General features: G+C 70.2%; 28 protein-coding genes and 2 pseudogenes. 17 read left to right on the top strand and 13 right to left on the bottom strand.

The window, feature by feature from the left end:
• Positions 1-56 precede the first annotated feature (56 nt).
• Together ACXKR8_RS30345 and ACXKR8_RS30350 are read left to right on the top strand one after the other, a co-directional pair.
• Positions 57-299, top strand: a complete 243-nt coding sequence (locus ACXKR8_RS30345; RefSeq protein ID WP_458267751.1) for a hypothetical protein — start codon at positions 57-59, stop codon at positions 297-299.
• 356 nt (positions 300-655) lie between these two features.
• Entirely contained in the window at positions 656-901 is a 246-nt protein-coding gene (locus ACXKR8_RS30350) for a hypothetical protein (RefSeq protein WP_458267752.1), read from the top strand.
• Positions 902-908: 7 nt separating this feature from the next.
• On the opposite strand, the gene ACXKR8_RS30355 is transcribed toward ACXKR8_RS30350, so the two are convergent.
• The 3 genes from ACXKR8_RS30355 to ACXKR8_RS30365 form a co-directional block, all read right to left on the bottom strand.
• Positions 909-1,217: a hypothetical protein gene (locus ACXKR8_RS30355; protein ID WP_458267753.1), complete on the bottom strand. Its 309-nt coding sequence runs from the start codon at positions 1,215-1,217 to the stop codon at positions 909-911.
• Positions 1,218-1,279: 62 nt separating this feature from the next.
• On the bottom strand, positions 1,280-2,902 hold the full coding sequence (locus ACXKR8_RS30360) for a hypothetical protein (RefSeq protein ID WP_458267754.1): 1,623 nt from the start codon (positions 2,900-2,902) through the stop codon (positions 1,280-1,282).
• Positions 2,899-3,852, bottom strand: a complete 954-nt coding sequence (locus ACXKR8_RS30365; RefSeq protein ID WP_458267755.1) for a hypothetical protein — start codon at positions 3,850-3,852, stop codon at positions 2,899-2,901. Before ACXKR8_RS30365 ends, ACXKR8_RS30360 begins: the two co-directional genes overlap by 4 nt.
• Positions 3,853-3,867: 15 nt before the next feature.
• On the opposite strand from ACXKR8_RS30365, the gene ACXKR8_RS30370 reads away from it, so the two are divergent.
• Positions 3,868-4,218: a helix-turn-helix domain-containing protein gene (locus tag ACXKR8_RS30370; protein ID WP_458267756.1), complete on the top strand. Its 351-nt coding sequence runs from the start codon at positions 3,868-3,870 to the stop codon at positions 4,216-4,218.
• 179 nt (positions 4,219-4,397) lie between these two features.
• Here ACXKR8_RS30370 and ACXKR8_RS30375 read toward each other — a convergent pair whose 3' ends face one another.
• A complete protein-coding gene (locus tag ACXKR8_RS30375) occupies positions 4,398-4,886 on the bottom strand; it encodes a hypothetical protein (RefSeq protein ID WP_458267757.1) in 489 nt (162 codons plus the stop codon).
• Between the two features lie 320 nt (positions 4,887-5,206).
• Here ACXKR8_RS30375 and ACXKR8_RS30380 point away from each other — a divergent pair, with 320 nt between their 5' ends.
• Together ACXKR8_RS30380 and ACXKR8_RS30385 are read left to right on the top strand one after the other, a co-directional pair.
• Positions 5,207-6,202 (top strand): DUF6192 family protein, encoded by a 996-nt coding sequence (locus ACXKR8_RS30380; protein ID WP_458267758.1) that lies wholly within the window; start codon positions 5,207-5,209, stop codon positions 6,200-6,202.
• A gap of 2 nt (positions 6,203-6,204) precedes the next feature.
• The gene (locus ACXKR8_RS30385) at positions 6,205-6,624 is read left to right on the top strand and encodes a RacP protein (RefSeq protein ID WP_458267759.1); all 420 of its coding nucleotides are present in this window, start codon (positions 6,205-6,207) and stop codon (positions 6,622-6,624) included.
• A gap of 24 nt (positions 6,625-6,648) precedes the next feature.
• Here the strand turns inward: ACXKR8_RS30385 and ACXKR8_RS30390 are convergent, their stop codons facing one another.
• The gene (locus ACXKR8_RS30390) at positions 6,649-7,275 is read right to left on the bottom strand and encodes a hypothetical protein (RefSeq protein ID WP_458267760.1); all 627 of its coding nucleotides are present in this window, start codon (positions 7,273-7,275) and stop codon (positions 6,649-6,651) included.
• A gap of 469 nt (positions 7,276-7,744) precedes the next feature.
• Here ACXKR8_RS30390 and ACXKR8_RS30395 point away from each other — a divergent pair, with 469 nt between their 5' ends.
• The gene (locus tag ACXKR8_RS30395; protein ID WP_458267761.1) at positions 7,745-7,972 is read left to right on the top strand and encodes a helix-turn-helix transcriptional regulator; all 228 of its coding nucleotides are present in this window, start codon (positions 7,745-7,747) and stop codon (positions 7,970-7,972) included.
• Positions 7,973-8,151: 179 nt separating this feature from the next.
• Here the strand turns inward: ACXKR8_RS30395 and ACXKR8_RS30400 are convergent, their stop codons facing one another.
• Positions 8,152-8,445, bottom strand: coding sequence for a hypothetical protein (locus tag ACXKR8_RS30400; protein ID WP_458267762.1), 294 nt, complete (start codon positions 8,443-8,445; stop codon positions 8,152-8,154).
• A gap of 345 nt (positions 8,446-8,790) precedes the next feature.
• Between ACXKR8_RS30400 and ACXKR8_RS30405 the strand changes: the two genes are divergently transcribed.
• Positions 8,791-9,399, top strand: a complete 609-nt coding sequence (locus tag ACXKR8_RS30405; protein ID WP_458267763.1) for a DUF6461 domain-containing protein — start codon at positions 8,791-8,793, stop codon at positions 9,397-9,399.
• Between the two features lie 90 nt (positions 9,400-9,489).
• Here the strand turns inward: ACXKR8_RS30405 and ACXKR8_RS30410 are convergent, their stop codons facing one another.
• On the bottom strand, positions 9,490-10,854 hold the full coding sequence (locus tag ACXKR8_RS30410; RefSeq protein WP_458267764.1) for an MFS transporter: 1,365 nt from the start codon (positions 10,852-10,854) through the stop codon (positions 9,490-9,492).
• Positions 10,855-11,013: 159 nt separating this feature from the next.
• On the opposite strand from ACXKR8_RS30410, the gene ACXKR8_RS30415 reads away from it, so the two are divergent.
• From ACXKR8_RS30415 to ACXKR8_RS30435, 5 genes are all read left to right on the top strand, one after another.
• The gene (locus ACXKR8_RS30415) at positions 11,014-11,403 is read left to right on the top strand and encodes a hypothetical protein (RefSeq protein WP_458267765.1); all 390 of its coding nucleotides are present in this window, start codon (positions 11,014-11,016) and stop codon (positions 11,401-11,403) included.
• A 134-nt stretch (positions 11,404-11,537) separates the two neighbouring features.
• Positions 11,538-12,278, top strand: coding sequence for a DUF5819 family protein (locus ACXKR8_RS30420; protein ID WP_458267766.1), 741 nt, complete (start codon positions 11,538-11,540; stop codon positions 12,276-12,278).
• Positions 12,278-13,291 carry a hypothetical protein gene (locus tag ACXKR8_RS30425; RefSeq protein ID WP_458267767.1) on the top strand — a complete coding sequence of 338 codons (1,014 nt, stop codon included), beginning with the start codon at positions 12,278-12,280 and terminating at the stop codon, positions 13,289-13,291. The genes ACXKR8_RS30420 and ACXKR8_RS30425 overlap by 1 nt, the downstream gene beginning before the upstream one ends.
• Positions 13,292-13,413: 122 nt before the next feature.
• On the top strand, positions 13,414-14,598 hold the full coding sequence (locus ACXKR8_RS30430; RefSeq protein ID WP_458267768.1) for a M23 family metallopeptidase: 1,185 nt from the start codon (positions 13,414-13,416) through the stop codon (positions 14,596-14,598).
• Between the two features lie 129 nt (positions 14,599-14,727).
• Positions 14,728-16,704 (top strand): S53 family peptidase, encoded by a 1,977-nt coding sequence (locus ACXKR8_RS30435; protein WP_458267769.1) that lies wholly within the window; start codon positions 14,728-14,730, stop codon positions 16,702-16,704.
• Positions 16,705-16,781: 77 nt separating this feature from the next.
• On the opposite strand, the gene ACXKR8_RS30440 is transcribed toward ACXKR8_RS30435, so the two are convergent.
• From ACXKR8_RS30440 to ACXKR8_RS30455, 4 genes are all read right to left on the bottom strand, one after another.
• A complete protein-coding gene (locus ACXKR8_RS30440) occupies positions 16,782-18,239 on the bottom strand; it encodes a phytoene desaturase family protein (RefSeq protein ID WP_458267770.1) in 1,458 nt (485 codons plus the stop codon).
• Between the two features lie 35 nt (positions 18,240-18,274).
• Complete coding sequence (locus ACXKR8_RS30445) at positions 18,275-18,421, bottom strand: hypothetical protein (RefSeq protein WP_458267771.1); 147 nt, start codon at positions 18,419-18,421, stop codon at positions 18,275-18,277.
• 111 nt (positions 18,422-18,532) lie between these two features.
• Positions 18,533-19,033, bottom strand: coding sequence for a SigE family RNA polymerase sigma factor (locus tag ACXKR8_RS30450; protein ID WP_458267772.1), 501 nt, complete (start codon positions 19,031-19,033; stop codon positions 18,533-18,535).
• A 191-nt stretch (positions 19,034-19,224) separates the two neighbouring features.
• Positions 19,225-19,743: an ArsR/SmtB family transcription factor gene (locus ACXKR8_RS30455; RefSeq protein WP_458267773.1), complete on the bottom strand. Its 519-nt coding sequence runs from the start codon at positions 19,741-19,743 to the stop codon at positions 19,225-19,227.
• A gap of 88 nt (positions 19,744-19,831) precedes the next feature.
• On the opposite strand from ACXKR8_RS30455, the pseudogene ACXKR8_RS30460 reads away from it, so the two are divergent.
• Both ACXKR8_RS30460 and ACXKR8_RS30465 read left to right on the top strand, forming a co-directional pair.
• Positions 19,832-19,930, top strand: a pseudogene (locus ACXKR8_RS30460) (GNAT family N-acetyltransferase); the annotation flags it as partial.
• Between the two features lie 628 nt (positions 19,931-20,558).
• A complete protein-coding gene (locus tag ACXKR8_RS30465; protein ID WP_458267774.1) occupies positions 20,559-22,481 on the top strand; it encodes a tetratricopeptide repeat protein in 1,923 nt (640 codons plus the stop codon).
• Here the strand turns inward: ACXKR8_RS30465 and ACXKR8_RS30470 are convergent.
• Together ACXKR8_RS30470 and ACXKR8_RS30475 are read right to left on the bottom strand one after the other, a co-directional pair.
• A complete protein-coding gene (locus tag ACXKR8_RS30470; RefSeq protein WP_458267775.1) occupies positions 22,441-24,273 on the bottom strand; it encodes a hypothetical protein in 1,833 nt (610 codons plus the stop codon). The two genes, ACXKR8_RS30465 and ACXKR8_RS30470, sit on opposite strands and share 41 nt — an antisense overlap.
• 127 nt (positions 24,274-24,400) lie before the next feature.
• Positions 24,401-24,607: a hypothetical protein gene (locus ACXKR8_RS30475; RefSeq protein ID WP_458267776.1), complete on the bottom strand. Its 207-nt coding sequence runs from the start codon at positions 24,605-24,607 to the stop codon at positions 24,401-24,403.
• Here ACXKR8_RS30475 and ACXKR8_RS30480 point away from each other — a divergent pair.
• From ACXKR8_RS30480 to ACXKR8_RS30490, 3 genes and pseudogenes are all read left to right on the top strand, one after another.
• The gene (locus ACXKR8_RS30480; RefSeq protein ID WP_458267777.1) at positions 24,582-24,872 is read left to right on the top strand and encodes an aldo/keto reductase; all 291 of its coding nucleotides are present in this window, start codon (positions 24,582-24,584) and stop codon (positions 24,870-24,872) included. The two genes, ACXKR8_RS30475 and ACXKR8_RS30480, sit on opposite strands and share 26 nt — an antisense overlap.
• Before the next feature lie 119 nt (positions 24,873-24,991).
• Positions 24,992-25,564: a MarR family winged helix-turn-helix transcriptional regulator gene (locus ACXKR8_RS30485; protein WP_458267778.1), complete on the top strand. Its 573-nt coding sequence runs from the start codon at positions 24,992-24,994 to the stop codon at positions 25,562-25,564.
• Positions 25,561-26,879: pseudogene (locus ACXKR8_RS30490) on the top strand (aldehyde dehydrogenase family protein). The gene ACXKR8_RS30485 and the pseudogene ACXKR8_RS30490 overlap by 4 nt, the downstream one beginning before the upstream one ends.
• Positions 26,880-26,969: the final 90 nt, after the last annotated feature.

Genomic DNA, 26,969 nt, shown 5'->3' on the forward strand with positions numbered 1-26,969 from the left:
GTGCGGGACCAGGCGATTGCCCCTGCGGCCATCACCTCGTTGACCCGGATGTGACAGTGCCTGACCAGGCGGCGGACGCCCCAGCAGGGCGGCGCCGCAGGGCCGCGACCGGGGACGGCGAATCGATTCTGCACCTCGACGACACCCCGATCTTCACCACGCTCGCCGAGCAGTGGCGGCGCGAGGGGCGCATGCTGCCGGGGCAACGCGACCGCGTCTGGTCACTCCTGGTCATGATGCCCTCCGATCGTGGAGCGGTGCCGGACTTCCCCCCGGCACCGCACCCCGCCAGGACCTGATCAGCCATCCTCCGCATCCCCAGCACAAGCCGGATCGGACGCTTTCGGGCCCGGCCCCTGCGATCGGGCCCCGCGGGGCGGCACTTCGGCGACCGCATGCAGGCCGGCGGCCTGGCGCCGCAGCGACGCGATGGCCGACGCGGTCTCCGCGACCAGCCGATCCATCACCTCCTCCGGTGACGCCGGGCCACCACTCTGGCCGCCGTCTCCAGCTCCACATCCGTCCATGTCCCGCTCGTTCCCGAGCGCAGCCTGCGGCACGCAACCAGTACTGCGTCCGGGTGACCTGCACACCTCGGGCACGTTTCTGCGCGAACACGGCATGTCCGGGACCAGACACCGGGCACTCTTGAACAATGACCTCATCCCACGCCGTCAGCAGAGTCCAGGCCCCGGGGAAGGTCACCGTCACCACGCCTGCGCACCCCGACCAGGGCCGCCAGGTGCGGCACCGCCCCGACGGCCGCACCGGCACGATCACCGGCCAGCTGGTGGAACACCTCAGCTTCGACGCCACGTTCTGGCGCTGCCGCGTCTTCGTGCGACCCGCCGGCGGCGGCACCGAGTTCGAGGCCGACCCCCAGGACCTCGACCTCATCTGAGACCCTGTCAGCCGACCGGCGGCAGATGACCTCGCACCGTCAGTCCCTCATCAGCGTCGAAGACACAGTCCAGGCCGACCCTCTCCAGCAGCGACGCCAACGCGAGCACGGCGATCGCCTCACGGCTGCCCTCCGGCCCTGACCAGGTCCCCGGACCACCTTCCCCAGCCCCGGGCAGGCGCGGCGATCGCCAGTCGACCCGCACGCCCTGCGGCCGATGGCCTACATGCAGACCCTCCTGGCCAACCGGCGCAGCCTCGAACCCCGCCCCCGCCAGCACCGCGCACACTTCCTCGAACAGCGCCCGATGATCCACGTCTGGAGCCTACCGAGAGCCACCTCCACCAAGCCTCCGACGCCAGCAGGTGGAGTCAAATCTCAGTTACACAACGCGGAGCTCACAGCCGCGGGTGGAGTCAGAACTGACTGACAAGTGGAGTCCGACTTCACATACGAAGCCAAGCCCTCGTTATTCGCTCGGACGGGCTTGAAGACGTTGTGCCAGGCGTCGCTGAGGTAGGGCTTGTCCTGCCGGAACTTGTCGAGTTTCCCCAGGTCACCGGGGTGGACGGTGATCGTGGTCTGCTGGCAGATCCTCGGCAGTTCCTTCACTGGGGGTGGACGCAGTCGTTCGTCGGGGGTGACCTGGGCGGCGGGCTTCGCGGCGGGGTGGGCGGCGACGGCCCGCCGGTCGGTCAGGTCGACGACGACGGGCGCGGGGCGCGAGGGTGGGCGGAGTCGGTTGAAGCGCGGGCAGGTGATCGAGGGCGAGGGCCCGGCGGCGGGGCACTGCAGCCGGATCGTCCCGGCCTGGTCGGGCCCCTGCTTGTGCTTGAGGTGGAACGGATCACGGGCGGCGATCCGCTTCTTCAGTTCCTCGTCGGTGTCGATCTCGCGGATCTGCTTGTCGTCCAGACCGGTGGTGGCGGTCGCTGCCCGGAGCGGGGTGAGTGGGCAGGCGAGGGTGCCGTCGATCAGCAGGGCGCCGTGGTGGGTGCCCTGGATGCCGCGGTGTTCCTTCTTGTAGTCCAGGGCGAGCTGGTAGCCGAGCTTCCGGGCGTGGGTCTGGAAGTGTTCGCTGGTCTGGTCGGTGTAGGCGCGGTCTGCGGCAAGGACGCCGGCCGGGAGTCCGAGATGCTGCAGCTGCTTCAGAGTGTGGACGGCGTTGGGACCGGGGCGTTTGCCGCCGGTGTCCAGGACGGCACCGAGGGCGAGCTGTGGGTGGCGGCTGATCCGCTGGCCGTTGCTGCGGCGGCTGGCGGCGACGGCCAGGGTCAGGCTGTGTCCGAAGACGCCTTCGGTGTCGCCGGCGCTGAAGTGCCAGCCGGCGGTGGTCTCGATGGAGCCCAGGTCGCGGCGGTCGCTGGGCGGGTGGTGCCAGGCGGGGACGCCGGTCATGTCGACGCCGACGTCGCCGGGCCAGCCTTTGAGCCAGCCGCGGTCGCGGGCGTGGCGGACCGGGGCGAGGACGAACGCGTCGCTGACCTGCTGCAGGACGGCCCGTCTGCGCTGGTGTTCGGAGTCGGTGTCCTCCCAGGTGGCGGCGTGCGCGTCGGCCTGGTCGCGGGGCAGGCGCTGGCGGCGGTCGATGCGTTCGGGGTCCAGGGCGGTGGTGAGGCGGTCGAAGGTCCGGTAGACGCGCTTGGCGAACGCGATCCGCTGGTGGAGGTCGGCGGCTTCCACGGCCTCGATGCCGAGCCAGGTCCTGGCGGTGTCGGTGAGCTCGTCGAGCAGGACCCGGCAGGCGACGGCCAGTTGGGCGCTGTCGTGGTAGTGCAGACCCAGCAGCAGGGCGGTCAGCACGGTCTCGACGGGCAGGCCCTGGGGGCCGGGGCGTCCGGCCAGCTCGGGTTCGACCAGTTCCAGGGCTCCGCTGGCGCGGACCAGGTGCAGGAGTTGGCCGACTTTGGAGTCGGCGAGGGTGGCGGGGGCGTCGGTGGCGGGCTTGGGGCGGCAGGCCCGGATTTTCGCGGGGTCGCGCCAGGAGCGGGGCAGGGTCACCGGTTGGGCCCGTGCAGGAGCCGGATCGCGGTGGCGTCGTCGAGCGGGGGCACGTGGTGCTGGTAGCGGTGCAGGGATGCGGACGAGGCCAGGCCGGCGGCTTTGGCGATCAGGTCGTGGTCTATGCGGGCGGCCATCAGCTCCACGATCCACGTCGCCCGCAGCCGGCCGGCCGACAGGTCGGGCAGTGGGTCGGGCGGCCGATGGACCTGGGGCCAGGAGTTGACGAGGTTCTTGGCGAACTCCTTCGTGCGCCGGGGGCGGAAGAGGTAGCCGGATCCGGCGTCCGCGGCCAGTTCACCCAGGAGCTCGTCCCAGGCGGCGCGGGCGGCCAGGGGGACCGGGCGGCGGACTCCGGTGTGCAGGAGCGGACCGCCGCCGGGGGATCTGCGCAGGTGGCAGCCGGTACTGGCGGCTGCCTCGCGGGGTGTGAGTCCGAAGCCGGCGCCCAGGGCCATCAGGGCCAGGCCGTCGGCGCGCTGCTGGCGCGGCAGGTGCGCCGCCCAGTGCCGCAGTCCGGCCAGCTCGGCTGGGGTGTAGGGCTGGTGGGGGTTGGGCGGTGCGTGCAGCCGCGCCGGGGCTGCCTCGCCGCGCTCGGCGAACGCCAGCGCGTCGCGTACCCGCAGCAGCCAGGTGCGGTAGGTGCGGACGGTGGAGGCGCCGACCTCGCCGAGCAGGGAGAGCACGAACGCGTCGATGACCTCGTTGCGCAGCCAGCGGTCCGGGTCCCGCTCCAGCCCGGATGCCTCGGCCCACAGGGCGAGGCGCCCGGTGATGTGCAGCAATCGCTCCACCGTGTAGGGCACTGCGGTGACGGTGGCGGCGACCACCGAGCGCACCAGCGGTGCGACCTGGTCCCAGGCGGCGGGCGGATTCCTGGGCCGATAGCGGGTGATCTTCGCGGACGTCTGCGGGTCGAGGGCCACGGTCCATACATACCGGCTGGACAAGCAGCCATTCCACATTTGATCGACTTCTATGGACAGGACGGTGCGCAGATGGTCGGTGGACGCTCCCGTGCACGCCCCCCGCGGCAGTTCGCCGGTGATCCGGAAGCCTGGCCCCAGGAGTCCTGCGCCGATCCCGCCGCCGAGGCCGTTCGGCACATTGCCCGCACCCTCGCCCAGGTCCTGGACGGGCGGGGGTTGAGCCTGCGGGCGGCGGCGGAGGGCTCGGGGGTCAACCGGCAGGCCATCGCGGACCTGCTCGCCGGACTGTCCTGGCCCGACGTGGCCACCGTCGCCCGGCTGGACGCCTTCACCGGTGCCGGACTGTGGCCCCCGCCGGGCGGGAGCGATCGTGACGGGAAGCATTGAGCCTCGATTCGCACCCGGAACCGCCAAAAGGCGACCGGGCGCGCTGATTTCGCGGCTCCGGGCTTCGAGCGCCGTGCACGACCACTACGCTCGAATGCGCGTGAGCCACCGCTGAACGGGACCTCCGCATCCGGTGCCGCCGAGCTGAACCCTCGACGGCACCGCCCCGGCCTTGTTCCTCAGGCCGCGTCCTCTCCCTCCGCGTTCTGCGGGCGGGGGCGCGGGGCGGCGGGCGCGATTGCGAACCACGCCGGGGAGACCTCGACGACCAGGCCCTCCTTCGCCAGCTTCTTCAGCCGGGCCCGGGTGGTCTCCACCCGGTCGGCCTGCTCGCCGATCGCATCCCCGATGTCCTGCACCTTCATCGCCCGGTTCGCCCCGGCCAGCAGCACCAGGATGCCCTCCCTGGCCACTTCCAAGTCCAGCGGCCCCGAGGAGGCAGACGGTTCCGCCGCGACCGCGGGGTCCGGCTCCAGGAGCCGGGCCTGCGGCGGGCCGCTGATGATGCGCCCGCGTCCGCGTCCCTGCAGCGACGCCAGGATCTCCCGGGTGATCGCCAAGTGCGCGAGCCGCTCCTCCAGGGCGGCCGCCTTCTCCCGCAGTGCGGCCAACTCGCCGCGCACCACGGCCTCTTCCTCGTCCAGCCGCTCGAACAACGGCGTCGTCATCATCCGCCTCCCACCCGCAGAACCCACCGGCTGATCCCGGGCCGGCCCATCCGGCCCGAAAGCTCACGCCACCGTAGGAGCACGCGGGCGTGGGCACCGACGCTGACCGCCAATGCCGCCAACTGACCGCAAATGCCTGCACGCCGGTCCAAGCCAGCACCGAATAAGCGCATCTGACACCCGATTTCGTACAGATATAGCCATTTGCAGTTATTCATTGTGATCTTATGACTTATGGGCGGACGCTCGTCATGAAGCGGACCCCGTCCCGTCACGGACACAAGCGCCGTGCCCTGGCCCGCAGTTGGTGGTGACACACCATGACCCAGGAGACCGAGAAGGTCGGCAGCGTCAGCCAGACCCGATACGAGCAGATCGTCGCCGAACTGCGCGACGTCGTGGAACAGCAGACCCAAGGCGCCTTCACGATTGGCGACCGCGCGTTGGAGATCGAACCGCTCAGGCCCTCCGGCGGAATCCCGGACGCGCAGTGGACGGTCGGACAGTCCCTGATGCGCTTGGCCGAGGACATCGGGTTGAAGTTCAGCACAGTGAAGAACGCCAGGTGGACCGCCTCTCACTGGCCGATGGAACGCCGCCAGGCAGGCGTTTCGTTCACCGTTCACCGCACCTTGGCGCGGATCGAGGACGAAGAGGAGCGCTTCGCCGCGATCAAGACACCGCCGCAGGGCACGACGCGGTGGTCATCGGACGACGCTCACCGACGGGTGGGATGGACGGTCGAGAACCCGCAGACACCGCAGGAGAAGGTCACCGCGATCCACCAACTGGCCCGCGACGAGGAGGTTGCCGCGACGGTGACCACCGACTTCCTGCAGCGTCCGCAGGTCACGGCCAGAGTCTCCACGGAGAACAAGGCCCGGGTGGTCGAGGAGTTCACCCGCGACGAGGCAGCCGCTACCAGCGCCGCTACCAGCCTGCTGCGTAGGCCGGAGGTCGCGTTCAAGGCGATGGGCGATGAGACCGCCCGCTTCCACGTCAACAACGCTCAGGTCGAACGTAGCCGCCAGGCCCGCGAGAACTTCGACCGCACCAGCCCCGTCGCCCCGGCCGTGCGGCACATCGACCGCACGGTGGAGTTCCTGGACCTGGTCACCGCCTGCCACACCTTCGTCGCCGCAGCCGGCCGCGCCGTCCCCGGCCTGCGAGACCGCACCCTGGGCCAGGACGAACGCACCATCGTCCACGAGAACATCGCCCGGGTCCGCGCGACCCTCGACTGGATCGAGACCGCCGTCGACACCGGCAAGGTCGACGTGGACGAGGAACTGGCCCGTCTGTTGAAGGGCGAGTAGCCGTGTCGAAACGCTCCTCCGCCACGGCGGAGCGTCACGCCGACCTGGTCCGCACCCAGCTCCTGGCAGTCGCACCCGACGGGCTCGCCCTCCTCGTGCTCGCCGCAGCCTGCGGCCTCAGCCCCTGGCAGACACGCCGCGCACTGGCCGCGCTCAGAGACATCTGCGGGGAAGAGGAATGGCCACCCGTGCTGTGGACGCGCGAGCTCGGCTACCACTTCTGCGCAACCGAACCCGAACTGGAGGCATGGGAACTGGCTTGGGTCAGCAGAGAGCTCACCGCGTTCCGACGCATGCTCACCGGCACCCTCGGCCCTCATCTCAAGCTCTTCCCCAACAGCGCCTGGGCCGAATACCTCACCGCCCAGTTCCGGGCGATCGAGTCCAACCTGGAGATGGCCGCCAGCTACGGGGCCCGCTGAACTGCCGTATCGCCCGGCGCGGCTTCATACCTCGCGGAGCAGTAGGAAGTCGTCCCGCTGACGGGTGACGCCGCCCAGGTCGGTACTCGCGCCGGGCTTGGCCCGGCAGATCAGGCTCACCCGCTCACCGGCACCGACTTCGACCGGCACTTCCCCACTGGAGCACCAGGAAATCCTCACCTGGACGGTATGCGAGCCCACGGCGACGGGGATGTTGACCAACTCCCCGCGCCGCAGCCGGCCGACGCGCCTGCCGTCGATGTAGACCTCATAACGCCGCAACTGCGCATAGGAGTCCACGTCATCTCGATAGACGGACACCCCGGTGCCCGCCGAGGCAGGATCACCCGACCCGGCGGACCGCGGTCTCGCCCCCATGGCCTTCTCCCGCGCCAGCAGGAAGGCCGGCTGTCCGGAGACCGCCACCATCACCTGGGCAGCGCAGCCGAGGCAAAAAACCACCAACCCCGCCAAGGCCACGGCGAAGGCCGCCACCGGCCCCGCACGGTGCCCGGCCCCATCGGCGGGCAGCCAGGCACCGCCTAGAAGCATCACCGACAGACCACTCAAGCAAGCCGCATTGAGCAGCGAGGCACGTTCGAGCCTGTCCTGCTGCTTGGGTCCGGCGAGGCGGCGCGCGAACGCCGCCACCGGTACTGCGGGCGCGTAGGGATCCGACCAGCGCCGGATACCCCTCGCCCAGGATCGAGCCGCCAGCACCCCCAAGATGAAGGCTCCCCCCAATGCGGCCCAGGAAGGCATCACGAGAACCAACTTCCACTATCGGCGATGACATCGTTCGTCACATTACTGGTCGCGCATCCGACGGCGAGTCCAGCGACCGCCCCGACCCCTGCTCCGGGAAACGATCACCCTCCAAACGGGAAGCGATCACCAGCGGCCCCCTACTTCGCTGGCCAGACCTACTCGTCAACACCCCACCCAGCAGCTGTTCACGACTCGCCTCGTGAACGGTTGACGAGATCCCGTCCGATCCAAGTGATCGGGCGGGATTTCGTGGTTTCCGGGTCTGCAGAGGGCCGTCGCCGGAGTGGTGGCGCCCCAGGGAGTGTTCCGATGATCCGGAAGCCTGGTCCGATCGGCCCAGGCCGAGCCCGGGATGGAGGGGGTCCGGCGGATCTCCGCCGCCCTGGCCGCCGCTCTGACCGAGCGGGGATGGAGCCTGCGGCAGGCTGCCGCGGCCTCCGGGGTCAACCGGCAGGCCATCGCGAACCTGCTGGCCGGCGACTCGTGGCCCGACGTGGCCACCGTCGCCCGCCTGGGTGCCGCGCTGGAGAGCGGGCTGTGGCCGGACGTGCCCGTGGTTGACCGATCGGTGGGGCATTGAGCCTCGATTCCGCCCCGATCCGCTTCGATTCGGACCGGGCGTGACGAACTCGCGGCACCACCCCTCCGAGTCGGGCTCCGCCCGTTAGCCTCGAAGACGCGTAAGCCGCTTCGCGGTTGCTGACGCACCTTCGGCGCCGTCGAGTTGAAGCCTCGGCGGCGCCCTCTCGTCTCTCTCGATCAGCCGGTCCCGGGCGCCTCCTCGGCAGTGCGTGCGGCAGGGGCGATCCGGAAGTAGCCCGGCTTCCTCTCGACGACCTTCCCCTGCTTGACCAGGCGCTTGAGTCGCGAACGCGTCGTCTCCACCCGCGTCGGCAGCGAAGCGTCCTCGCCGAGCAACTGCCGGGCGGTCTGACGGGTGATGGTCAGCCGGGCCAGACGCTCCTCACTGGCCGCCACCTCCTCCCGCAACGCGTCCAACTCCCCGCGCACGATGGCTTCTTCCTCGTCCAACCGCTGGAACAACGACGCCATCACCCGCACCCGCCCTCCGCGCCAACAGGCCCGGTTGCCAGACGAAGCAGAACCCCTGGCAACCGTAGGGCCAAGCCCCAAACCACCGCAGGCCGTGACCACCACTGCCCCAAACGGGACACCTCCGGCCCGAATCCGCACCGCAGCCCGATCAGTGGCGGCCGAATCCGTTCTCGAAGCGAAACCGGCAAGCGCCACGATCGGCGCATGAGCGGGTACTCCTGGCCCCAGCCCGGAACAGGGCCCGGACGGCACAGACGGCGACCTGCCAAGCCCCAGCCCGCCAGGCGGGCATGACTGGGGCCCCGAGCTTCGGGGTCGGAGGGGCATGCTATCCATGCAGGCATGGATGTTCAGGAGAACAGATTCGCCTGGGTCGATGAGGAAGACGGCTTCTATCCGATCTTCACCTTGGTTGAGGGGGCCACCGAAGACGAGGTCATCCAGTGTCTCGGCGGCGACCTGCGAGCCGTCCGCCCGCTTACGGCTGACGAGATCTACGAACTCCAGCCCAGCCATGGGCACCGCCCCTTCGTGTCGGTTGGGACAGCCGGCGGCGTGGTCTTCGCGCTGGAGCTCGTCGGATCGACCGGAGCAGTGCCGGGCGTCTTGCGCGATCTTTCCCGGGGCGGGAGGTGCTTCGGGCTTAGCCTCGACATCAATGGCGGAGACAGGGTGCACTACGCCGTTGACGGTCACCTTGTCGTGTACCAGGAGCCGTGGGGAGCGATCACACCGCTGCGAGATGGTGACTCCCGGTGGAATCCGGCATGGTGCGAGGAGCTGATCGATGTCGCCGATCCAACGGAGTCCTGGGGCTTGGAGCTGTTCCTCCTCGCCGAACGCGTCATGGGAACCGTGATCGAGCAGGCCTGGTTCACCCAGCCGCTGAGGACGGTCGATCTCCCTGACGCGGTCAGATTCAGCAACACCCCGCACTGGGACATTCCCTGAAACTTCGCCCCGAGGTGGTCTGGCTCCGGGAAACGATCAACAGCCATTCGGGAAGCGATCTCCAACCTCCGTCTTGCGACCCTGGTCAGCTCAACTCGTCAACACCCCACCCAACAGCTGTTCCTGAGTTAGCTCAGGAATGGTTGACGAGATCCCGTCGAGAAGATTCTTCTCGGCGGGATCTCGTGGTTTCGGGGCCCGGCTCTCGGCTTCATCGTCTGAACGCGCGTTCCAGGTCATCCGGCTGCAGTCACCCTCCAGGCGGCGGTGACGCGCCCTTCCTCTTCGGCGACCGCAACCGCGACGAGCTGACGGCTGCCACGCCCGGCAGCGTTGTACTGGGACCAGCGGCTCACCAAAGGCTGGCCCACGACCGGCCCCAGGCATGCCGCTCCTTCCTCGACCATGACCGCCGTCAACCGAGTCGGCGGACGTGGGTCTGGAAGTGCTCGGTGGTCTGGTCGGTGTAGGCGCGGTCGGCGGCCAGCACTCCGGCGGGAAGTCCGAGTTCGGCCAGGGTGGTGAGGGTGTGGACGGCGTTGGGGCCGTGGTGTTTGCCGCCGGTGTCCAGCGCGGCCCCGAGTGCGAGCTGCGGGTGTCGGCTGATCCGCTTCCCGCCGCTCCGAGCAGCACCGCCCCCAGGCCCCACAGGCGGACCGCGTGGAAGCGGCTGCCGATCAACGCGACGACCAGCCCGCCCGCGATGCCCCCGACCGCCTGCGCGGACACCACCGTCCCATAGGCCGAACGGCTGCCGTGGAGGTTGTCGACGACGAACGGTGCGAACAGCGTGCTCATGATCCCCTGGCCGACGCCGGTGACCGGGGTGAAGGCGAGGACGACCCGCAGCGGCAGCCGCTGCCAGGTCAGGTGGAGACTGGCGGCGTAGCGCGAGAACTGGCGGCGGCCCGGTTTCTCGGGCGGGTGACGGGGAGCAACTGCGGTTGTACCGGCGGTGGCGCGCACCTGGGCCAGCAGCAATGCGGACAGTGCGAAGCTGGAGAGGTCGAGCAGGGTGATCGTGCCGATCCCGCCAGCGGCGGCCGCCACACCGCCGAGCGCGCCGCCCACCAGCCGGGCGACGTCGGCGGTCTGCCCGTTCGGAGCATTGGCGGAGATCAGCTGACGGGGGTTCACCAACAACGGCAGGAGGGCCTTTTCGGCCGGATCGAAGAAGATCTGGACGCTGCCTTCCCACAGCATGACGGCATAGACGATCCAGATGCGGTCCGGCCCGTCGGCAAGCAGCAGCGGCAGCAGGCCGACTGCGAGCAGCACATCGGCGGCGATCATCGTCCGGCGCCGATCCCACCGGTCGACCAGTGCGCCGGCCAGCGATCCGAACAGGATCTGCGGCAGATAGGACGCCAGGAGCATCGCGCCCGAGGCGAGCGTCGAGCCGGTGAGCAGTCGAAAGAGGTATGCAACCCCCGGCCCGGTCAGTGTCGTGTCCATCGCGAGGTGTGCAAGACCTCAGACAGACACCGACCGGTCGTGGAGCCCAGGGGCCGTCGGCCGTCCTGGGTGCGGATCCACGCACAGCATAGGCGGCCCGAACCCCGGTGATGCGATCCGCGTCGGTACATCCGTTCCGCAGCCCCGAAAGGGAAATGAATGAAGGTCAACCGTATTGTCGCGCTGGCGCTCATCGCGCCCCTCGCCGCCGGCGGAGCGCTGGTGCTCGGCGGTACCAGCGCTTCGGCCAGCACCCTGCCCAAGGCCGCCCCCGCGGCCACCCCGGCGCTGACCGCGACCGTGCTCACCAACGCCGCCCAGCCCCAGTTCCTGGGCGCCTGGGCGAACGCCGCGGGAAAGGCGGTGGCGGCCGGGGTCGGTGCGGCCGCCGGGGCCGCGGCCTACGACAAGCTGATCTCGGCCGCGGAGGAGGCCTCCTCGTCGTCCAGCAGCGAGTCCTCCTCGTCGAGCAGCGGCACCCCGGCCGGGAACGTGCTGTTCACCGGGGCGACCAACAACCTCGACTCCCAGTTCGACGCCGCCAACTGACCCTGCGCAGCTGCGCCGGGTCCAGGCCGTAGCGCCGGGGCGGCCGTCGGTCAGACAGCCGCCTCGGCGTGGTCCCGGTCGCCGGAACCGTCTTCCGTCATCATCCGAACCTGCTGACAGGACCATCACCTGCCATGTCAATCGATCTTGACAAGCCTCCTGTGCCGGAGCTGGTGCTCGACGAGGAACAGCCGGTCGCCCGCAGCACCGCTACGGTGCGGGTGAGCGTCCGGCACCGTGTCCTCGTCCTGCTGCTCCTGGTACCGGCCGTCTTCTACTCCTACTGCTGCCTCGTCTACAACGCCCCGTCCTCCCCGGCCCGGGTACGTCTCGCCGGGTCGACGACCCAGCTGATGAACCCCTACTTCGGACAGGACTGGATGCTCTTCGCACCCACTCCGGCCACCGTGAACGACCTGATCCTGATGGACGTGAAACTGAAGCCCGCCGGTTCGACGCAGGTCGTGACGACCGCGCAGACCGACATCGAGGCAGCCATCGACGCGATGCCGCGCGGCAACCGGCTGTTCCCCAGCAAGCTGCCCGGAGTCATGCTGGCCTTCAACGAGACCTTCTCCAACCTGGCGAACCAGATGAACCAGGTCTCCAAGTCAGCCCCCAAGGACAAGCAGGCCGCGGCGATCGTGGCGCTGGACAAGAAGTGGGCCGGTGAGTTCACCGAACTCCAGCGCTTCCTCTCGGTCCGGGCAGCGTCCATGTACCCGGGGGCGACGATCATCTCGGTCCGGGGGACGTTCGAGACCCAGGCGATCCTTCCCTTCTCGTCCAGGTACCAGAACCCGGCTCCCAAGGAACCGGTCAAGGGTGTCATCCAGACCGACTGGATGCCTTACACGGCGGGGGTCGCCAACTGATGTCCGGTATCCGCGCACTGCCCGCTGCCGGGCTCCGCGTCCTCGACTCGGCACTGGTGCGCATGATGCGCACCGAGCACCGACTCATCGGCCTGGCGCTGCTGCGCATCGTGATCGGTGCGGCAACCATCCTCTACTGCCTGTCCGACTACAGCTCCCGGCAGTTCTTCTGGGGGCCGGACTCGTACAACTCCGCGCACACCGCCTCGGCGGCGCTGCCGGCCAGAGGGTTCTCGCTCTTTCTCCTGAGCAATTCCCAGCTCTGGTTCGAACTTCTCTTCCACCTGGTCATCCTGGTCTCCGCGCTGTTCATGGTCTTCGGCGGCCGGGCGCTCACCATCGCCCAGGCGGTTCTGATGTGGTCGCTGCACAACCGCAACCAGGACATCCTGGAGGGCGGCGACAACCTCGCCCAGATCCTCATCATCTTCATGGTCCTGACGGTCACCAACGGCTACTTCGCCCCCGGCGCCAAGGCCCGACGGGCCCGGCTGCTGAGCTCCGACCAGCCGCAGCTCAGCACCGCGGTGCACAACCTGGGGGCCTATCTGATCGTCTTCCAGGTCGCGATCGTCTACTTCGTCTCCGGGTACTGGAAGATCGCCGGGACCATCTGGCAGCAGGGGACGGCGATGTACTACATCAGCCGGATCAGCGGGTTCGACATGTCGGGCACCTATGCCCACCTGATGGGGAACGCCTTCATCGGCACGGGCGTCTGCTACGTCACGATCTTCATCGAACTGGCCTTCCCCTTCGCGATCCTCAGCGGACGCGCCTGGATCCGAAAGGCCCAGGCCGTCTCCCTGGAGGGCATGCACCTAGGGATCATGCTCTTCATGGGCCTGGTCTGCTTCGGCCTCATCATGATCGGCGCGGACTGCACCGGCCTGCGCGACGAGGACTACCGCTCACTGTGGCGGCAGTCGATCCCGCTGCGCCGACGCATCGGTGGTCTCCTCCGCCCGGACAGGGCCCTGGCGGTCCGCTCGCCGCTGGCGGACGGAGACTGACCGGCCCGGCACCCCGGCCCCGTCGCAGCCACCGCGGCGGGGCGGTGCCGCGTCCTGAGGCACCCCGCAGCCGCGGCACCAATGCGCCATCGCACCACATCGAGACACTGGAGGTTGTCGGCGTGACCATCAACGCACTCACGGAATTCCTGGCCGCCACGTCGGACGAACGACACGCTCTGGCACCGGAGTTGGTTGACGGAGTCGGAGCGGAGCGGATGGAGGCGATCCTTGCCGCGACCTGGCAGCGGGTGGGCCCGTTCGAGTCCGTCGCCGAGGGCAGCACCGGTCTGCTGATCGTCGGCTCACGGGGACGGGTGCCGGTGCTCGCCCAGACCCGGCCCGATGGCAGGCTCGCCAGTCTCTACATCGCGGCACGGCCGCTCTCGGTGCTGAGCCCCCTGCGCAACGCGGTCGCCCAGTCCTGGATCGTGCTGATCGCCTGGCCGCTGGCCCTGGCTGTCACCGTGCTCTCGGTGTGGACCGCGGCCTCGGTGTCCTCCTGGCTGTCCGGCCTGGCCGTGCTGGGTGTCTTCCTGAACTCCTGCCTGGGGTTCGGCGCACCCTCGACCACGGACTTCCCGCAGCCGGTCCGCTGGCTGCTCGGGCTGGCCGCGGTCTCCGGGATCGCCTCGGCGCTGAGGCTCGGCGGTCTGCCGACCGGCTCGCCCGGACTCTGGACGGTCGCGCCCTGGGCAGCCCTGCTGCTGCTGGTGGGCGCGGTGGTCCAGGGGCGACGGCACCGGCTCGACACCCAGGTGTCCGCCCCGCTGCACCTCCCGGTCGACGACGGCACCTGGTACATCGGCCAGGGCGGTGGCCGCTGGCTCAACCACCACTTCCAGGTCCCCGACCAGCGCGGCGCGATCGACCTGGTCAAGCTCAGGCCGAACGGCACCCGCGCCACCGGTGTGGGCCCGCAGCGCGATCCGGCCGCCTACGCCGCCTACGGCACGCCGCTGTTCGCTCCCTGCGACGGCACCGTGCTGCAGGCCGTCGACGGCCATGTGGACCAGATTCCCGGACGCCAGCGCTATGCGCCGCCCGCCGGCAACTTCGTGAGCATCGACACCGGCCGGGAGCGGGTGCTCCTCGCCCATCTGCGACCGGGCAGCCTGCGGGTCGGCCCGGGGGACCGGGTCCGGGTCGGCGATCTGCTCGGCGAGGTCGGCAACTCGGGCAACACCTCGGAACCCCATCTGCACCTGCAGGCGGACCGTGACGGCCTGGGTCTCGAACTGCGATTCACCGGCGTCGAAGGAGGGCTGTGGCGCGGCAGGCGCCTGGTCCCGCCCGCCCGCCGGTAGCCGTACCTCCTCCTACGCCCTGTTCGTACGGGTCACCCCGCACGCCCTGTTCGTACGGGTCACCCCCCACGGAAGGTTCCACCGATCATGCCCACGCTGATACCACGCCCACGCGGCAGAGCGCGCGGAGTGGCACTCAAGGCCGTTCCGGTCGCCGTCGCCTCCGCTCTGGCGCTGGCGGCACTCACCGTGCCGGCCCAGGCCGCACCGGCGCAGCCGCAGACCCCGCTGACCCCGCTGACCGGCTCGGTCCCCTCCTATGCCACGCCCTCGGCCGACCGCGGGCCGGTGCCCGCTGCACAGCGCGTCACCACCCGGGTGTACCTGGCCGGTCGGGACGGTGCCGGGCTGACCACCCTCGCCAAGCAGCTCTCGGATCCGAACGACCCCCGGCACGGCGCGTTCCTCACCCCCGCGCAGTACCACTCCAGGTTCGACCCGAGCGCCGCCGAGACCCGCGAGGTGACCTCCTGGCTGACGTCCGCCGGGCTGGCCGTCACCCGGGTGACCGCGAACTACGTCGAGACCGCGGGCAGCGCGGCAGAGACCGGAGCGGCCTTCGGCACCTCGCTGCACGAGTACAGCACCGGAACCGGCCGCCAGCAGGCACCCGACGCCTCGATACGCGTTCCGCGCAGCCTGGACACCGCCGTGCTGGGCGTCACCGGGCTGGCCTCCGCGCCCGTGTACGCCCAGCCCGCCGGGGAGCGGCAGGACACCGCGCCGACGCCGGCCTGTTCCCAGTACTACGGGCAGCACACCGCCGCAGGGCTGCCGGCCGGCTACCTGCCGAGCACGCCGCTGGCGCCGTGCCCCTACCTCCCCGCGCAACTGCGCAAGGCCTACGGCGTCAGCGCCTCCGGCCTCACCGGGAAGAGCGTGACCATCGCCGTCGTGGACGCCTACGGCTCGGCCACCATGCCCGCCGACGCCGACCGGTACGCCACGGGCCACGGCGACCGGGCGTTCCGCTCCGGGCAGTACGCCGAACAGGTCACACCGGCCCAGTGGGGCGGCTACACAGCCTGCGGCACCCCGGCGTCCTGGGCGGGCGAGGAGTCGCTCGACATCGAGATGGCCCACGGCCTGGCCCCCGACGCGTCCGTCCGCTACGTCGGAGCGAACTCCTGCCTCGACCAGGATCTGATGGACGCCGAGCTGTCGATCATCGACGCCCGCAGCGCCGACATCGTCTCCAACTCCTGGGACGAGGTCGTGCACACCGCCGACGGCCATCTGACGCCCGGCCTGGTCGCCGCCTGGGAGCAGGTCTTCGAGCAGGCCGCGGTGGAGGGGATCGGCATGTACTTCGCCTCGGGGGACTGCGGCGACAACTCCCCGCAGGCCGCAGCGACCGGAGCCAACTGCAATCACGCCACCCTCCAGGCCCAGGCCGCCTTCCCGAGCGAGTCGCCCTGGGTCACCTCCGTGGGCGGCAGCACCCTGGCCCTGCGCAAGGACGGCGGCTACGGCTGGGAGACCGACATGGGCGATGCCCGCTCAGTCCTGTCCCCGGACGCCACCGCCTGGCAGTCGATGCCCGGCAGCTTCTACTTCGGCGGCGGCGGCGGCGCGGGCCAGGACTTCGCCGAACCGTGGTTCCAGGCGGGCACGGTGCCCCGCGCCCTGGCCGGTACCCTGCTGAGCGGCGACCCGGCACCCTCCCCGCGGCGGGTGACCCCTGACGTGGCCATGCACGGCGACCTGGCCCTTTCCACCCTGGTCGGCTACTCCGACGGGGCCCCGTACAGCGAACTCGGCTACGGCGGGACCTCCGTCGCGACGCCGGCCTTCGCCGGCATCCAGGCCGATGCCCAGCAGGCCGCGGGGCGCCGGCTGGGCTTCGCCGACCCCGAGCTCTACCTGCGGGCCCGCCCCGGCCTGTTCCACGACGTCGGGGCGACCCCGACGGTCCCGGGGCCGACCGGTCCCGGCCTGCTCTCGGACGTGGTCGACCTCGGCCTGAACCCCGACGGCACCCGCAAGGCGCGCCTGTACGCCATCGGCCAGGACTACGGACTGGACGCCGGGTCAGGATATGACGCTGCGACAGGTCTGGGGTCTCCCACCACTGCCTACCTCGACTCCTTCCGTCGGCACGGCTGACCGCCGAGCCGCGACGGGGTGCTCCCCAGCTCGGGAGCACCCCGTCGCGGCGGCGTCGTCGGCCGGTCGCGGGCCGGTCAGAGCCGCTGCGTGTCCAACCGCTTCGGCTCGAGGCCGAAGACGCCCCGGAGCGCCGCGCCCGCCGCGTGATACCCGCACATGCCGTGCACCCCCGGTCCCGGCGACGTCGCGGAGGAGCAGAGGTAGAGCGCCCGGTTCCCGGTGGCGTACGGGATGCGGGCCGTCATCCAGGGCCTCGCCATCCCGTGCAGTCCGTTGCCGCGCCCGACCGTGATGTTCCCCCCGACGTTGTTGGGGTTGCGGGCCTCCAGATCCTTGGGCGCGCTGATGTGGCGGGCCAGTACCAGGTCGCGGAACCCCGGTGCGTGGCGCTCCAGTTGGTCCTCGACGGCGCCGAGCAGGTCCTGGTCCCAGCCGTTCGGCACATGGGCGTAGGCCCAGAAGGTGTGGCCGCCGGCCGGAGCCCTCGTAGGGTCGAACACGGTCGGCTGCGAGGTGATCAGAAAGGGCCGGGTCGGCGCCCTGCCGCTGTTGGCGGCGCGCAGCGACTCCGCGATCTCCGCGGACGAGCCGGCGACATGCACCGTCCCGGCCCTTCGGCAGGACTCGTCCAGCCAGGGCATCGGGCCGGAGAGGGCGTAGTCCACCTTGTAGACGCCGGGGCCGTAGCGGTAACGCCCGGCGTGCTCGGTCCAGCGCCGCGGCAGCCTGCTCCCCGCGATCGCGGCGAGGGCCTGCGGGGACACGTCGAAGAGGTACGCCCTGGCCGCCGGCAGGTCCTCGATGTGGCGGACCGTGCGGTCGAGTTCGATCTCACCGCCCAGGGAGACCAGGTAGGACGCCAGCGCGTCCGAGAGCGACTGCGCACCGCCGAGCGGAAAGGGCCAGCCCACCTCGTGCGCGGCCAGGGCGAACATCAGCGCTACTCCGCCGGTGAGCGGTGAGCCGAGCGGGGCCAGTACGTGGGCGGCGAGCCCGGACAGCAGCGTCCGTGCGGGGCGGTCACGGAATCCGCGGACCAGCAGCCCGGCCGGCAGCACGGCCGGCACCCCGAACGCCGCCAGCAGCAGCGGCGACCGGGGCAGCGCCTGCCCCGGGGGACGGAGCACCTCGGCGGCCAGCTCCTCCCAGCGTCCGAGGAAGGGGCCCAGCAGCCGCTGGTACCGGCCGGCGTCGCGGCCGAGACTGCGTCCGGTTTCCGCCGGATCCCTGGCGAGCACCGCGGCCGGCCCGTCGGCGACGGTCTGCGCCAGAGCCAGTTCCGGCTCGACCCAGCGCAGTCCGTGCGCGCCCAGCGGCATGTTCAGGAACGCGGGGGACCCGGCCCCGAGAGGGTGCACCGCGGAACAGGGGTCGTGCCGGTATCCGGGGAGAGTGAGCTCCTCGGTCACGGCGCCGCCCCCGACGCTCGACCGGGCCTCGTAGACCCGGACCGACAGGCCTGCCTCGGCCAGAGTGACCGCCGCTGTCAGGCCGTTGGGGCCGGCGCCGACCACTATCGCATCCACAACCATGTCGAAGTGCTCCGTCCGTTCAAAGACCGCGTCGATCAGGACAGCTGCCAGCACAGGAGAGCCGTCACCAGGATCGCCGCGCCGAGGACGGCCGCGCCGACGGCGCGCCTGCGGCGCTGACGGGCGAAGAACCCCTGGAGGAGTTCGTGATCCGTCAGAGCGGGCGGGGGTGCTTGTTCCACTGCCCGCTGGAAAAGCCGATGAAGATACCCGCTGATGATCCACTTCCTCCCGGTGCCCATGAATGCGTGACCAGGAAAAGCGTAGCGGAAAAGGTAATTTCAGGACAGTGTTCAGTCCCATTGGTCGACTGGGCTCTTCAATATCTCGCGGAGTGTGCTGAGCGCTCTGGAGGATTGACTCTTCACCGTCCCCGGGTCGCACTCCAGCAGTTTCGCGGTCTCGTCCACGCTGAGATCCTCGAAGAACCGGAGCACGACGACGGCGCGCTGTCGCGGTCCCAGCTTTCTCAGTGCGTCCACGACCAGCGTGCGATTCTCGACGGTGTCGTCGAGTTCTACGGAGAGGTCGGGGGTCACGGTGTGCGTCTCCCTGTGTCGCCAGGCCCGGCGCTGCTCGCTCGCGAAGAGGCTGACCAGGACGCGACGGGCGTACGGGAAGAGCAGCGTTCGGTCCTGGAGCCGGCCCCAGCGGCAGTACACCTTCCACAGTGTGCTCTGGGCCAGGTCGTCGGCGGCGTACCAGTCGCCGCAGAGCAGGAACGCGGTTGCCCGCAGTCTGGGCCGTACGGAGATCACAAAGTGCTCAAAATCGATCTTGCTGTCCGTCTCCATCGTCACAACTCCCCCGTGCTGACCTGGTCGAAATCGGACCTCGGCTGTTCCCATTCGGAGTGTCGGGGTCAATTGTGGCACCGGTTGCTATCGTTCGCTCACTTATTTGAGCGCTTCTTGAGGTTCGATCCATTAATTCTCAAAGAATTAAGTCTTATACGAACTCATAAGTCATGATCATGCGCGTCTATTCAGCGCCGGGTAATTGCGAGTGCCACCAGCAGCGGTACCACCCGGTCCGCGGGTACGGAATAGTTGCCACGGGATGCGGAGTGCAGCCAGCCTGCCGTGGTCAATTGGCGCAGGTGGTGGTAGATCTGCCCGGCGCTGCCGAGGTCGACGACCTCGGTGAGCGCGCTGACGGTGCATCGTCCGAGCAGGACCTCATGGAGCATCAGCAGCCGCACCGGGTTCCCCAGGGCGGCGAGGGTCTCCGCCGCGTTGCCGAGGTCCCCGCCCAGAAGGCTCTCGGTGTCGAAGCCGATCTGCCACTCGTAGTGCTTGCCCGACGGGATGCGCACCGAACCGGTGTAGAGCACGCCGCCGCTGCCCATGCCCGCGTCGGCCAGCTGCTGCTTCCACGCTGTGAGGGCCCAGAATCCGTTCTGCGCCACGCCCGTCACCCTCGCCGGCTCGCCTGCCGCGCCGATGACGGACTCCAGCTCGGCGATGCGGCGCTCCAGCTCGGCGAAGCGCTCCTCGTACTCCATGTAGCAATAATACGTATCTCCGGAGTATTGGCAATAACCTCCGCCCGGCCCGGCCCGGCCCGGCCGGCATCGACGTCAGTCGGCTTCACTGGGATATTGGCGCGCCCGCGTGCCGGCGTCCCGGCGGGTCGCGCTCGCCCTGGGCTTCCGCGAGCTTGGCGTCCAACTCAGCATCGAGCTAGCGTAGTTGCGGTTTTCGCCGGGGTAGCCGAGTCGCTTCTGGGCGCCCACCCGAGGGAAGCAACGGACGATGTCGTACTGCCGGCGGGCCGGCGGAGGGGAAGTGATCCGGACACGACTCTGCCCGTGCCGGCCGGCCCCACTCGTCAACGCCTCCCCAACCGCGGCGCACCTCGCCACCGATCGAGTCGGCCATCGAGTCGGCCATCGAGTCGGCGATCGCGTCGGCCATCGAGGCGGACTGGTCCCCTGCACCGCAGAGGTTTGGCCGTCGCTCTGGAGCACGCTCTGCTCAGTTCCCGGCTCAGTTCCCGGTTCGCTGACGGCGAGTCATCAGGCCAAGGGGCCAGCAAAGATCGTGTCGTGGCGCTAGTTTTGTCGCGGAGGGTTCAAGTCGAAGGATCCGGGCGATGCCTGGTCCGAGCGAACCGGGGGACGTGGTTGTGGATCCGATGTCATTGTCCGAGATCGCCGCGTTGTTCCTGGCGTCGGGCGGCACATCCTTCGGCAGTGAGGTGGGGAAGTCGGCCTGGCAGTTCCTGGGCGGGATCGTAGGACGGCAGGCCGGGCATCCTGTTGCTGCGCCTCGCACGGGTGCCGAACGGCTCGTGTTGGCCGAAGGCCTTCAGGCTCAGATGGCGTCCGAACCCCGCCTCACCGGTGTCCTTGCCGCCGTCGCCGAGGCGGTCCCCCGGGTGCGGCTGGGCGAATCCCTGCAACTGCTGCCGATGGGACCCGACCACTTCACCGACCGGCGGGACCTGATCAAGGAACTCGACCGGGAGCACGGCCGCAAGCCGGACGGAAGCGGCCGCTGCGTACAGCTCCACGGCCCGTCCGGCATCGGGGCGACCGCACTGGCCCTGCACTGGGGCTGGAGCTCACCGGGCCGCTTCCCCGACGGGCAGATCTATCTGTCGCTGCGCCGCGAGCCGGCCGATCTCGTCGAAACCCCCAGCGAGGTCCTGGCCGCGGCACTGCGAAAGCTGGGAGTCCACCCCGAGCAGATGCCAGTCGGCGAAGCCGAACGATCGAACCTGTTCCGCTCTCTGGTGACGGGTCGGCGCATGCTCTTCATCGTGGACAATGTGCGGCACGCCGGGCAGATCAGCGCCCTGCTCACGCCGGAACCGGACATCTTCCTGATCGCGGTCGCCAACGCCCGGTTGACCGGCCTGAACGCCCCGGCGCTGCTGGTCGGGCCGCTTCCCCGTGCGGATGCGAGGAAGTTGCTCACAAGGATCGCCGGCAAGCAGGCCGTTGCGGCGGCGCGCGCCACGATGCCCTCGCTGCTGGACGACTGCGCCGGGCTGCCCTGGGCGGTCCGTACCGCCGCAGCGGCCTTGTCGGCTGCGGCCCCTGCGCCTTCCGCGCCACCGACCATAGGGTCCGGCTTCCTCGACAGCCTGCTCGCGGGTCTGGATCCGGCCGCGGCCCAGGTGCTGCTGCTGACCGCGCTGTGCCCCTGGCCGACGATCACTCCCGCACTGGCGTCCGCTGCCACCGGCCTCCCGGCAGCCGACGCCGAACGGACGCTCTCCGCGCTGGCAGTGGCCACCCTGCTGCGGCCTGTCGGCGACGGCGCCTATACCTGTGCGCCGGCCCTGCGTGATCAGGCCAAGCAGGCAGCCCGGCGTCGTTACGGGGTCGCCGCGTGCAACGAGGCAGTCCTGCGGTCCGTCGAGCACCTGCGCGATTTCGCAGTGAGCGCTGACGTGGCAGCCACCCCGAAGCGGTGGTGGCTGGGCCTGACTTCGGAGGAGATCGAAAGGGCCCTCGGCGCCGGCATCGCCGAGGGCGACGCCCTGGCCCTCCTGGTGGGCGCGTTGGACAACGTACTGGAGGCACTGTGCATCGCGGCTGAGCACGGCCGGGCCGAGACGGTCTTCGCGCTGCAGCAGGCCCTGTGGTCCGTCCAGCTCAAGGCGGGCCACGTGGGCCGGATCCTGCCAGTGCTGCGAATCGCCCTGCGGGTCGTCAGCGCTGACCTTCCGGGCCCGCCTGCCGCACGCACGCACGTCCAGATCGCCTTCGCTCTGATGGACACCCAGGAATGGGTCGAGGCCGAAGAGCACCTGCGGGCAGCGGCGGACATCGACCGCAGGGTCGAACACTGGCGCGGGCTGGCCGCGGCGCAGGAATCGCTCGGGCTGCTGATGATGCGCCAGTGGCTCTGGGCGGATGCGGAGCCGCTCTTCGAGCAGGCGAAGGTCTCGCTCGCCCGGATCAGCCGCGGCGGTCCGGGCTGGGCGGACGTCCCCCGGGCCACCGCCCTGAACGATCGCCACCTTGCTCGCGCGCTCGGCGGCCAGGGGAAATGGAGCGAAGCAGATCAGCGGCGTGACCTGGCACTCGCCTACTTCCGACAGGTGGGCGACACCTTCAACGAGGCGCGCACACTGACCGACCATGCCGAGGCGCTCATCCTGCAGGGCGACCTGGCGGCCGCGTCCGTTCTGGTCGAGACAGCGACCGACATGATCACCCGCAAGGGCGCCGCGGCTCACCTGCCCTACCTCAGCGTCCTGCGTGCGGCCTGCCGCCCTGCACCGGCCTGACCGCGACAGCATGCCGGAACGCACCAGTGCGTACGGTCAAGCCGTTGGCACACAGAGCTGACACGTCGTCGCCTGCGGCCAGACAGGCGAACAGCGCGGAGGCGGCGGCGACCGGGTCCACCGACCCGTACGGCGCCGACAATTGCAGGAGTACGCCCGCGGCGGTCACGACGGCACAGCTGTCGGTCGTGGTGGCGAATACCGCCATCGCGCAGTGGGGGAACCGTGACAAGGTCTCCGCTGCCCAGAGCTGCGGCGAGCCGAACCGCGGATCGTTCGCTTCCCCGACCCGGTAGATCAGGTCCGCCAGCTCCAGCCGCCCGGGATCCAGCGTGTCTTCGTTCACCGCTGTGTGCACCGCTCCCTCCACGGCGGGCGGTTTGGCAAGGTCGGGATACCGGTGGAGCTCCACGTCCCCCAGGTCGAGCCGGTGCGTGAAGACCCGCAGCGGCGCGCTGACCTGCGCGGACTCATAGGCAGGGAGCGGGAGCGGGTCCAGCAGCGCCGGCCCCTCGGGCTCGGGCAGCTCGGCCAGGTCGTAGAAGATGCGGCGGAGCAGTTCCCCGGCTCTGCCCGGCACCGAGGTGGTGAACTCGGCGGGGCCCGGCATGGGGACGTGACTGTCCAGGAGCTGCTCCAACTGCGGACGCAACAGTGCGAAGGGGTCCAGCCGCGGCGCCTCCTGGACGAACCGGCCCACCGGGGAGTCGGGATCCAGGACCGACGACGTGTCGTTCACCCCGAGCAGCACGGGAGTGCCCAGGGCGGCCGCCATGTAGCTGACGGACCCGAAGTCACCCAGGACCACGTCCGCGGCCACCAGGGCCTGCCGCCAGCTGTCCAGCGGATCGATCAGCGTCAGGCCGGCCCGGCGGGCGCGGTCCAGCCAGGTGCGGATCTGCCCGGCCCCGTGGCCGTGCCAGATGTTCGGATGAAGTACCGCCGTCACCCGGAACTCGTCCAGGGGCAGCTCCGCGATGATCTGCTCCAGTAGCAGCGGCAGTATGTCCCCGCCCTCGTCGCCGAACAGCGACTGCGGATTCCACGTCGAGTTGAGGACCACCAGGCGCTGCCCTTCCCGGACGCCGAGGGCCCGCCGGTAGCGTTCTCGAAGGGGGCGCGCGGCAAGGATCCGGTCGAAGCACGGGTCCCCGCCCAGGACGGCTGTCGGCAAGGCCTGCACGCAGGCCTGGGCCAGACGCTCGAACTGCTCCGGGTGGGAGAGCACCATCGCATCCGGCACAAGCTCGCCGTCGACCACGAGCCATGGCTCGGAGAGGCCGAACACCGGCTCCCGGCTGTTGGCTGTTGGCTGTTGGCTGTTGGCTGTTGGCTGTTGGCTGTTGGCTGTTGGCTGTTGGCTGTTGGCTGTTGGCTGTTGGCTGTTGGCTGTTGGCTGTTGGCTGTTGGCTGTTGCCAGTCTCTTATTGTATCCAACCCCGTGTGAGAGAACGGCCAATTTGCCTGGTATTTCATGGATTTGACCACCCAGGCTCGCGGAGAGCGCGAGGTCGACGGATGTCTCCAGCGCCTGCTCCCACGGCAGGACGGGCAGGGCGAGGCGCGCGAAGAGTTCGGAGATGCCGGCCTGGAAGGGGGAAGATCCCGTACAGGTCGCCAGGAGTTGGATGCGCAGATCGTCACGGAACAGCGGTACCACGTCCAGCAGCCGCGTCGCCGAGGTCACGTTGTGGACGACCAGCAGCACGGTCGTCAGGCCGCCGCGGGTGGACCAGCGGGCCGCGTCGACTCCGACGGGTACCCGAAGTGGGGCGGCACCGGCTGTGGTCATCGGACTTCCCCGCCCGCCTGTCGGATGTGTGATCGCCAACCATATCCACGTGCGGCTGCTCGCTGCGAGAAGCTGAAGGCCGTCGACGGCGAACTGCTCAGGCGTGGGGTCGACAGCTGAGGCCGGGTCAGCCCGCCTGCTCGGCGTCGGCGGCGCCAGTGGCGTCCGCGAGCGGGTGCGGATCAGCACCAAGGTGGGTCAGCAGCCGCTGGTGGCGGGCCGGTGGCCGGAGTCCGCCGAGGGGCTGTCGGCGGCGGCGATCCACAAGGCCGTGGCGGGCAGCCTGGACCGGATGGGCGGAGTTGGCGATGTGGGCGTACACCGCGCTGCTCAACGGCGGCTACACCCGGGCGGACCGGCCGCTGCCGGACCACTATCTCCACCCCGGGAACTCCCGCCGGATCGCCGCGCTCGCCGGGATCGCCGAGGAGCTGGGCGCGACGCGCAACCAGGTGGTGCTGGCCTGGCTCCGCGACGGCCGCCCGTCGATCACGCCGATCGTCGGCGTCAGCACCGCGGCGCAGCTGGACGAGGCGCTCGCTGCCGAAGCGGTGGTTCTCACCGCCGACCAGCGGGCCCGACTGGACGCCGCTGCGTAGGGCCTGCCCCTGCGTGGTGCCGGCCGTGCCCGCTCGGCGGGCTGCCGTTGACCGCTCCGCAGTCTCGACGTACCGTTGCAGAACGAAACGAGTTGTTTTATACAACGAAAAGGGGACGCATGTCGGCCACCCCGGACGAGATCCCGGCCCTGGTGATCCAGCTGGTCAATCTGAGCCGACGCTTCCGGAGCAACGGTGAGCGGCTGCATCCGGAGCTGACCTTCGCGGCGTACTCGCTGCTGGCCCAGCTGCAGCAGCTGGGCGGTGCGCGGGCGGGCGATCTGGTGGGCCTTTCCGGGCTCAACAAGTCGACCATCAGCCGTCAGCTGGCCGACCTGCAGCGCGAGGACCTGGTGGTCCGCGCCCTGGACCCGGCCGACAACCGGGTTCAGGTGATCAAGGTCAGCGAACGCGGGTTGCGGCTGCTGACCGCCGCCGATGCCGCGATGCGCCGCGAGACCGCACGGCGCACGGTGGGATGGACACCGCAGGAGATCGCAGCCTTCCACGGCCTACTGGCCCGCTACAACCAGCCCCCGGGCCGGGAGGACGACGCACTGTCCGCTGCCACCGATCCGGACGCCAGCCAACTGCACGCAACCGACGCGGACGCCACCGACCCGCACGCCACCGCCTCGCACGCCACCCAGCCGACCGACCCGCACGCCACCGAGCAAGGAGAACCCTCATGACCACCACCCTCGCCACCCCCGGCGCCGTCGTCGCCCGGCTGCGCGCAAGCTTCAACACCGGCGGCACCAAGCCCCTCGCCTGGCGCCTCAGCCAGCTCGCCGCCCTGCGCAAGCTGCTGGCCGAGCAGACCGAGGCCCTGCAGGAGGCCCTGCTCGCCGACCTGGGCAAGAACCCGGCCGAGGCGTACCGGACCGAGATCGGCTTCACCATCAACGAGATCGACCACACCGTCGCGCACCTGGAGGAGTGGCTGCGCCCCAAGCCCGCCGCCGTCCCCGAGGCGTTCCTGCCGGCGCGGGCGCAGGTGGTGCGCGACCCGCTCGGGGTGGTGCTGATCATCGCTCCGTGGAACTACCCGGTGCAGCTCGCCCTGGCCCCGCTGGTCGGCGCGCTCGCGGCCGGCAACACGGCCGTCCTCAAGCCGAGCGAGCTGGCTCCGGCGACCTCCGCCGCGCTGGCCCGGCTGCTGCCCCAGTACCTGGACGCCGAGACCGTCGCCGTGGTCGAGGGCGCGGTCCCGGAGACCACCGCCCTGCTGGAGCAGCGCTTCGACCACATCTTCTACACCGGCAACGGGGTGGTGGGACGGATCGTCATGACGGCCGCCGCCAAGCACCTGACCCCGGTCACCCTGGAGCTCGGCGGCAAGAGCCCGGTGGTGGTCGATCCCGGCGTGGACCTGACCGTGACCGCGCAGCGCATCGCCCGGGGCAAGTTCCAGAACGCGGGCCAGACCTGCGTGGCACCGGACTATGTGCTGGCCATCGGTGACACCGCGGCCGAGCTCGAGGCGCAGCTGGCCGCCGCCGTCACCGCCGCGTACGGGGACGACCCGGCGGACAACCCGAACTACGGGAAGATCGTGAACGGTCGGCACTTCGACCGCCTCGCGGCCCTGCTGGACAGCGGGCGCGCGGTCACCGGCGGCGGCCACGACCGTACCGCTCTGCACATCGACCCCACCGTGCTGGCGGACGTCGCCCCGGACGCCCCGGTGATGCGCGAGGAGATCTTCGGCCCGATCCTGCCGGTGATCGAGGTCCCGGACCTGGACGCGGCGATCGCCTTCATCAACGCCCGGGAGAAGCCGCTGGCGCTGTATGCGTTCACCGACTCCGAGGACACCAAAGCAGCGGGCTGGCGGTGGAGACCTCCTCCGGTGCGCTCACCTTCGGGATCCCGGTCTCCCACCTCGCGGTCCCGGAGCTGCCCTTCGGCGGCGTCGGCGAGAGCGGCATGGGCAACTACCACGGCGAGTACTCGATCGACACCTTCAGCCACAGCAAGGCGGTGCTGGACAAGCCGCTGAGCTGACCTGAACCTTCCGTGCCACCGCCCCCGCTGCTACCGTACCGACCAGACGGTATGTCGTCCGCCACCTGATCCGACGATGTCTGGGGACGC

The organism is Streptacidiphilus sp. PAMC 29251 (assembly GCF_054208735.2).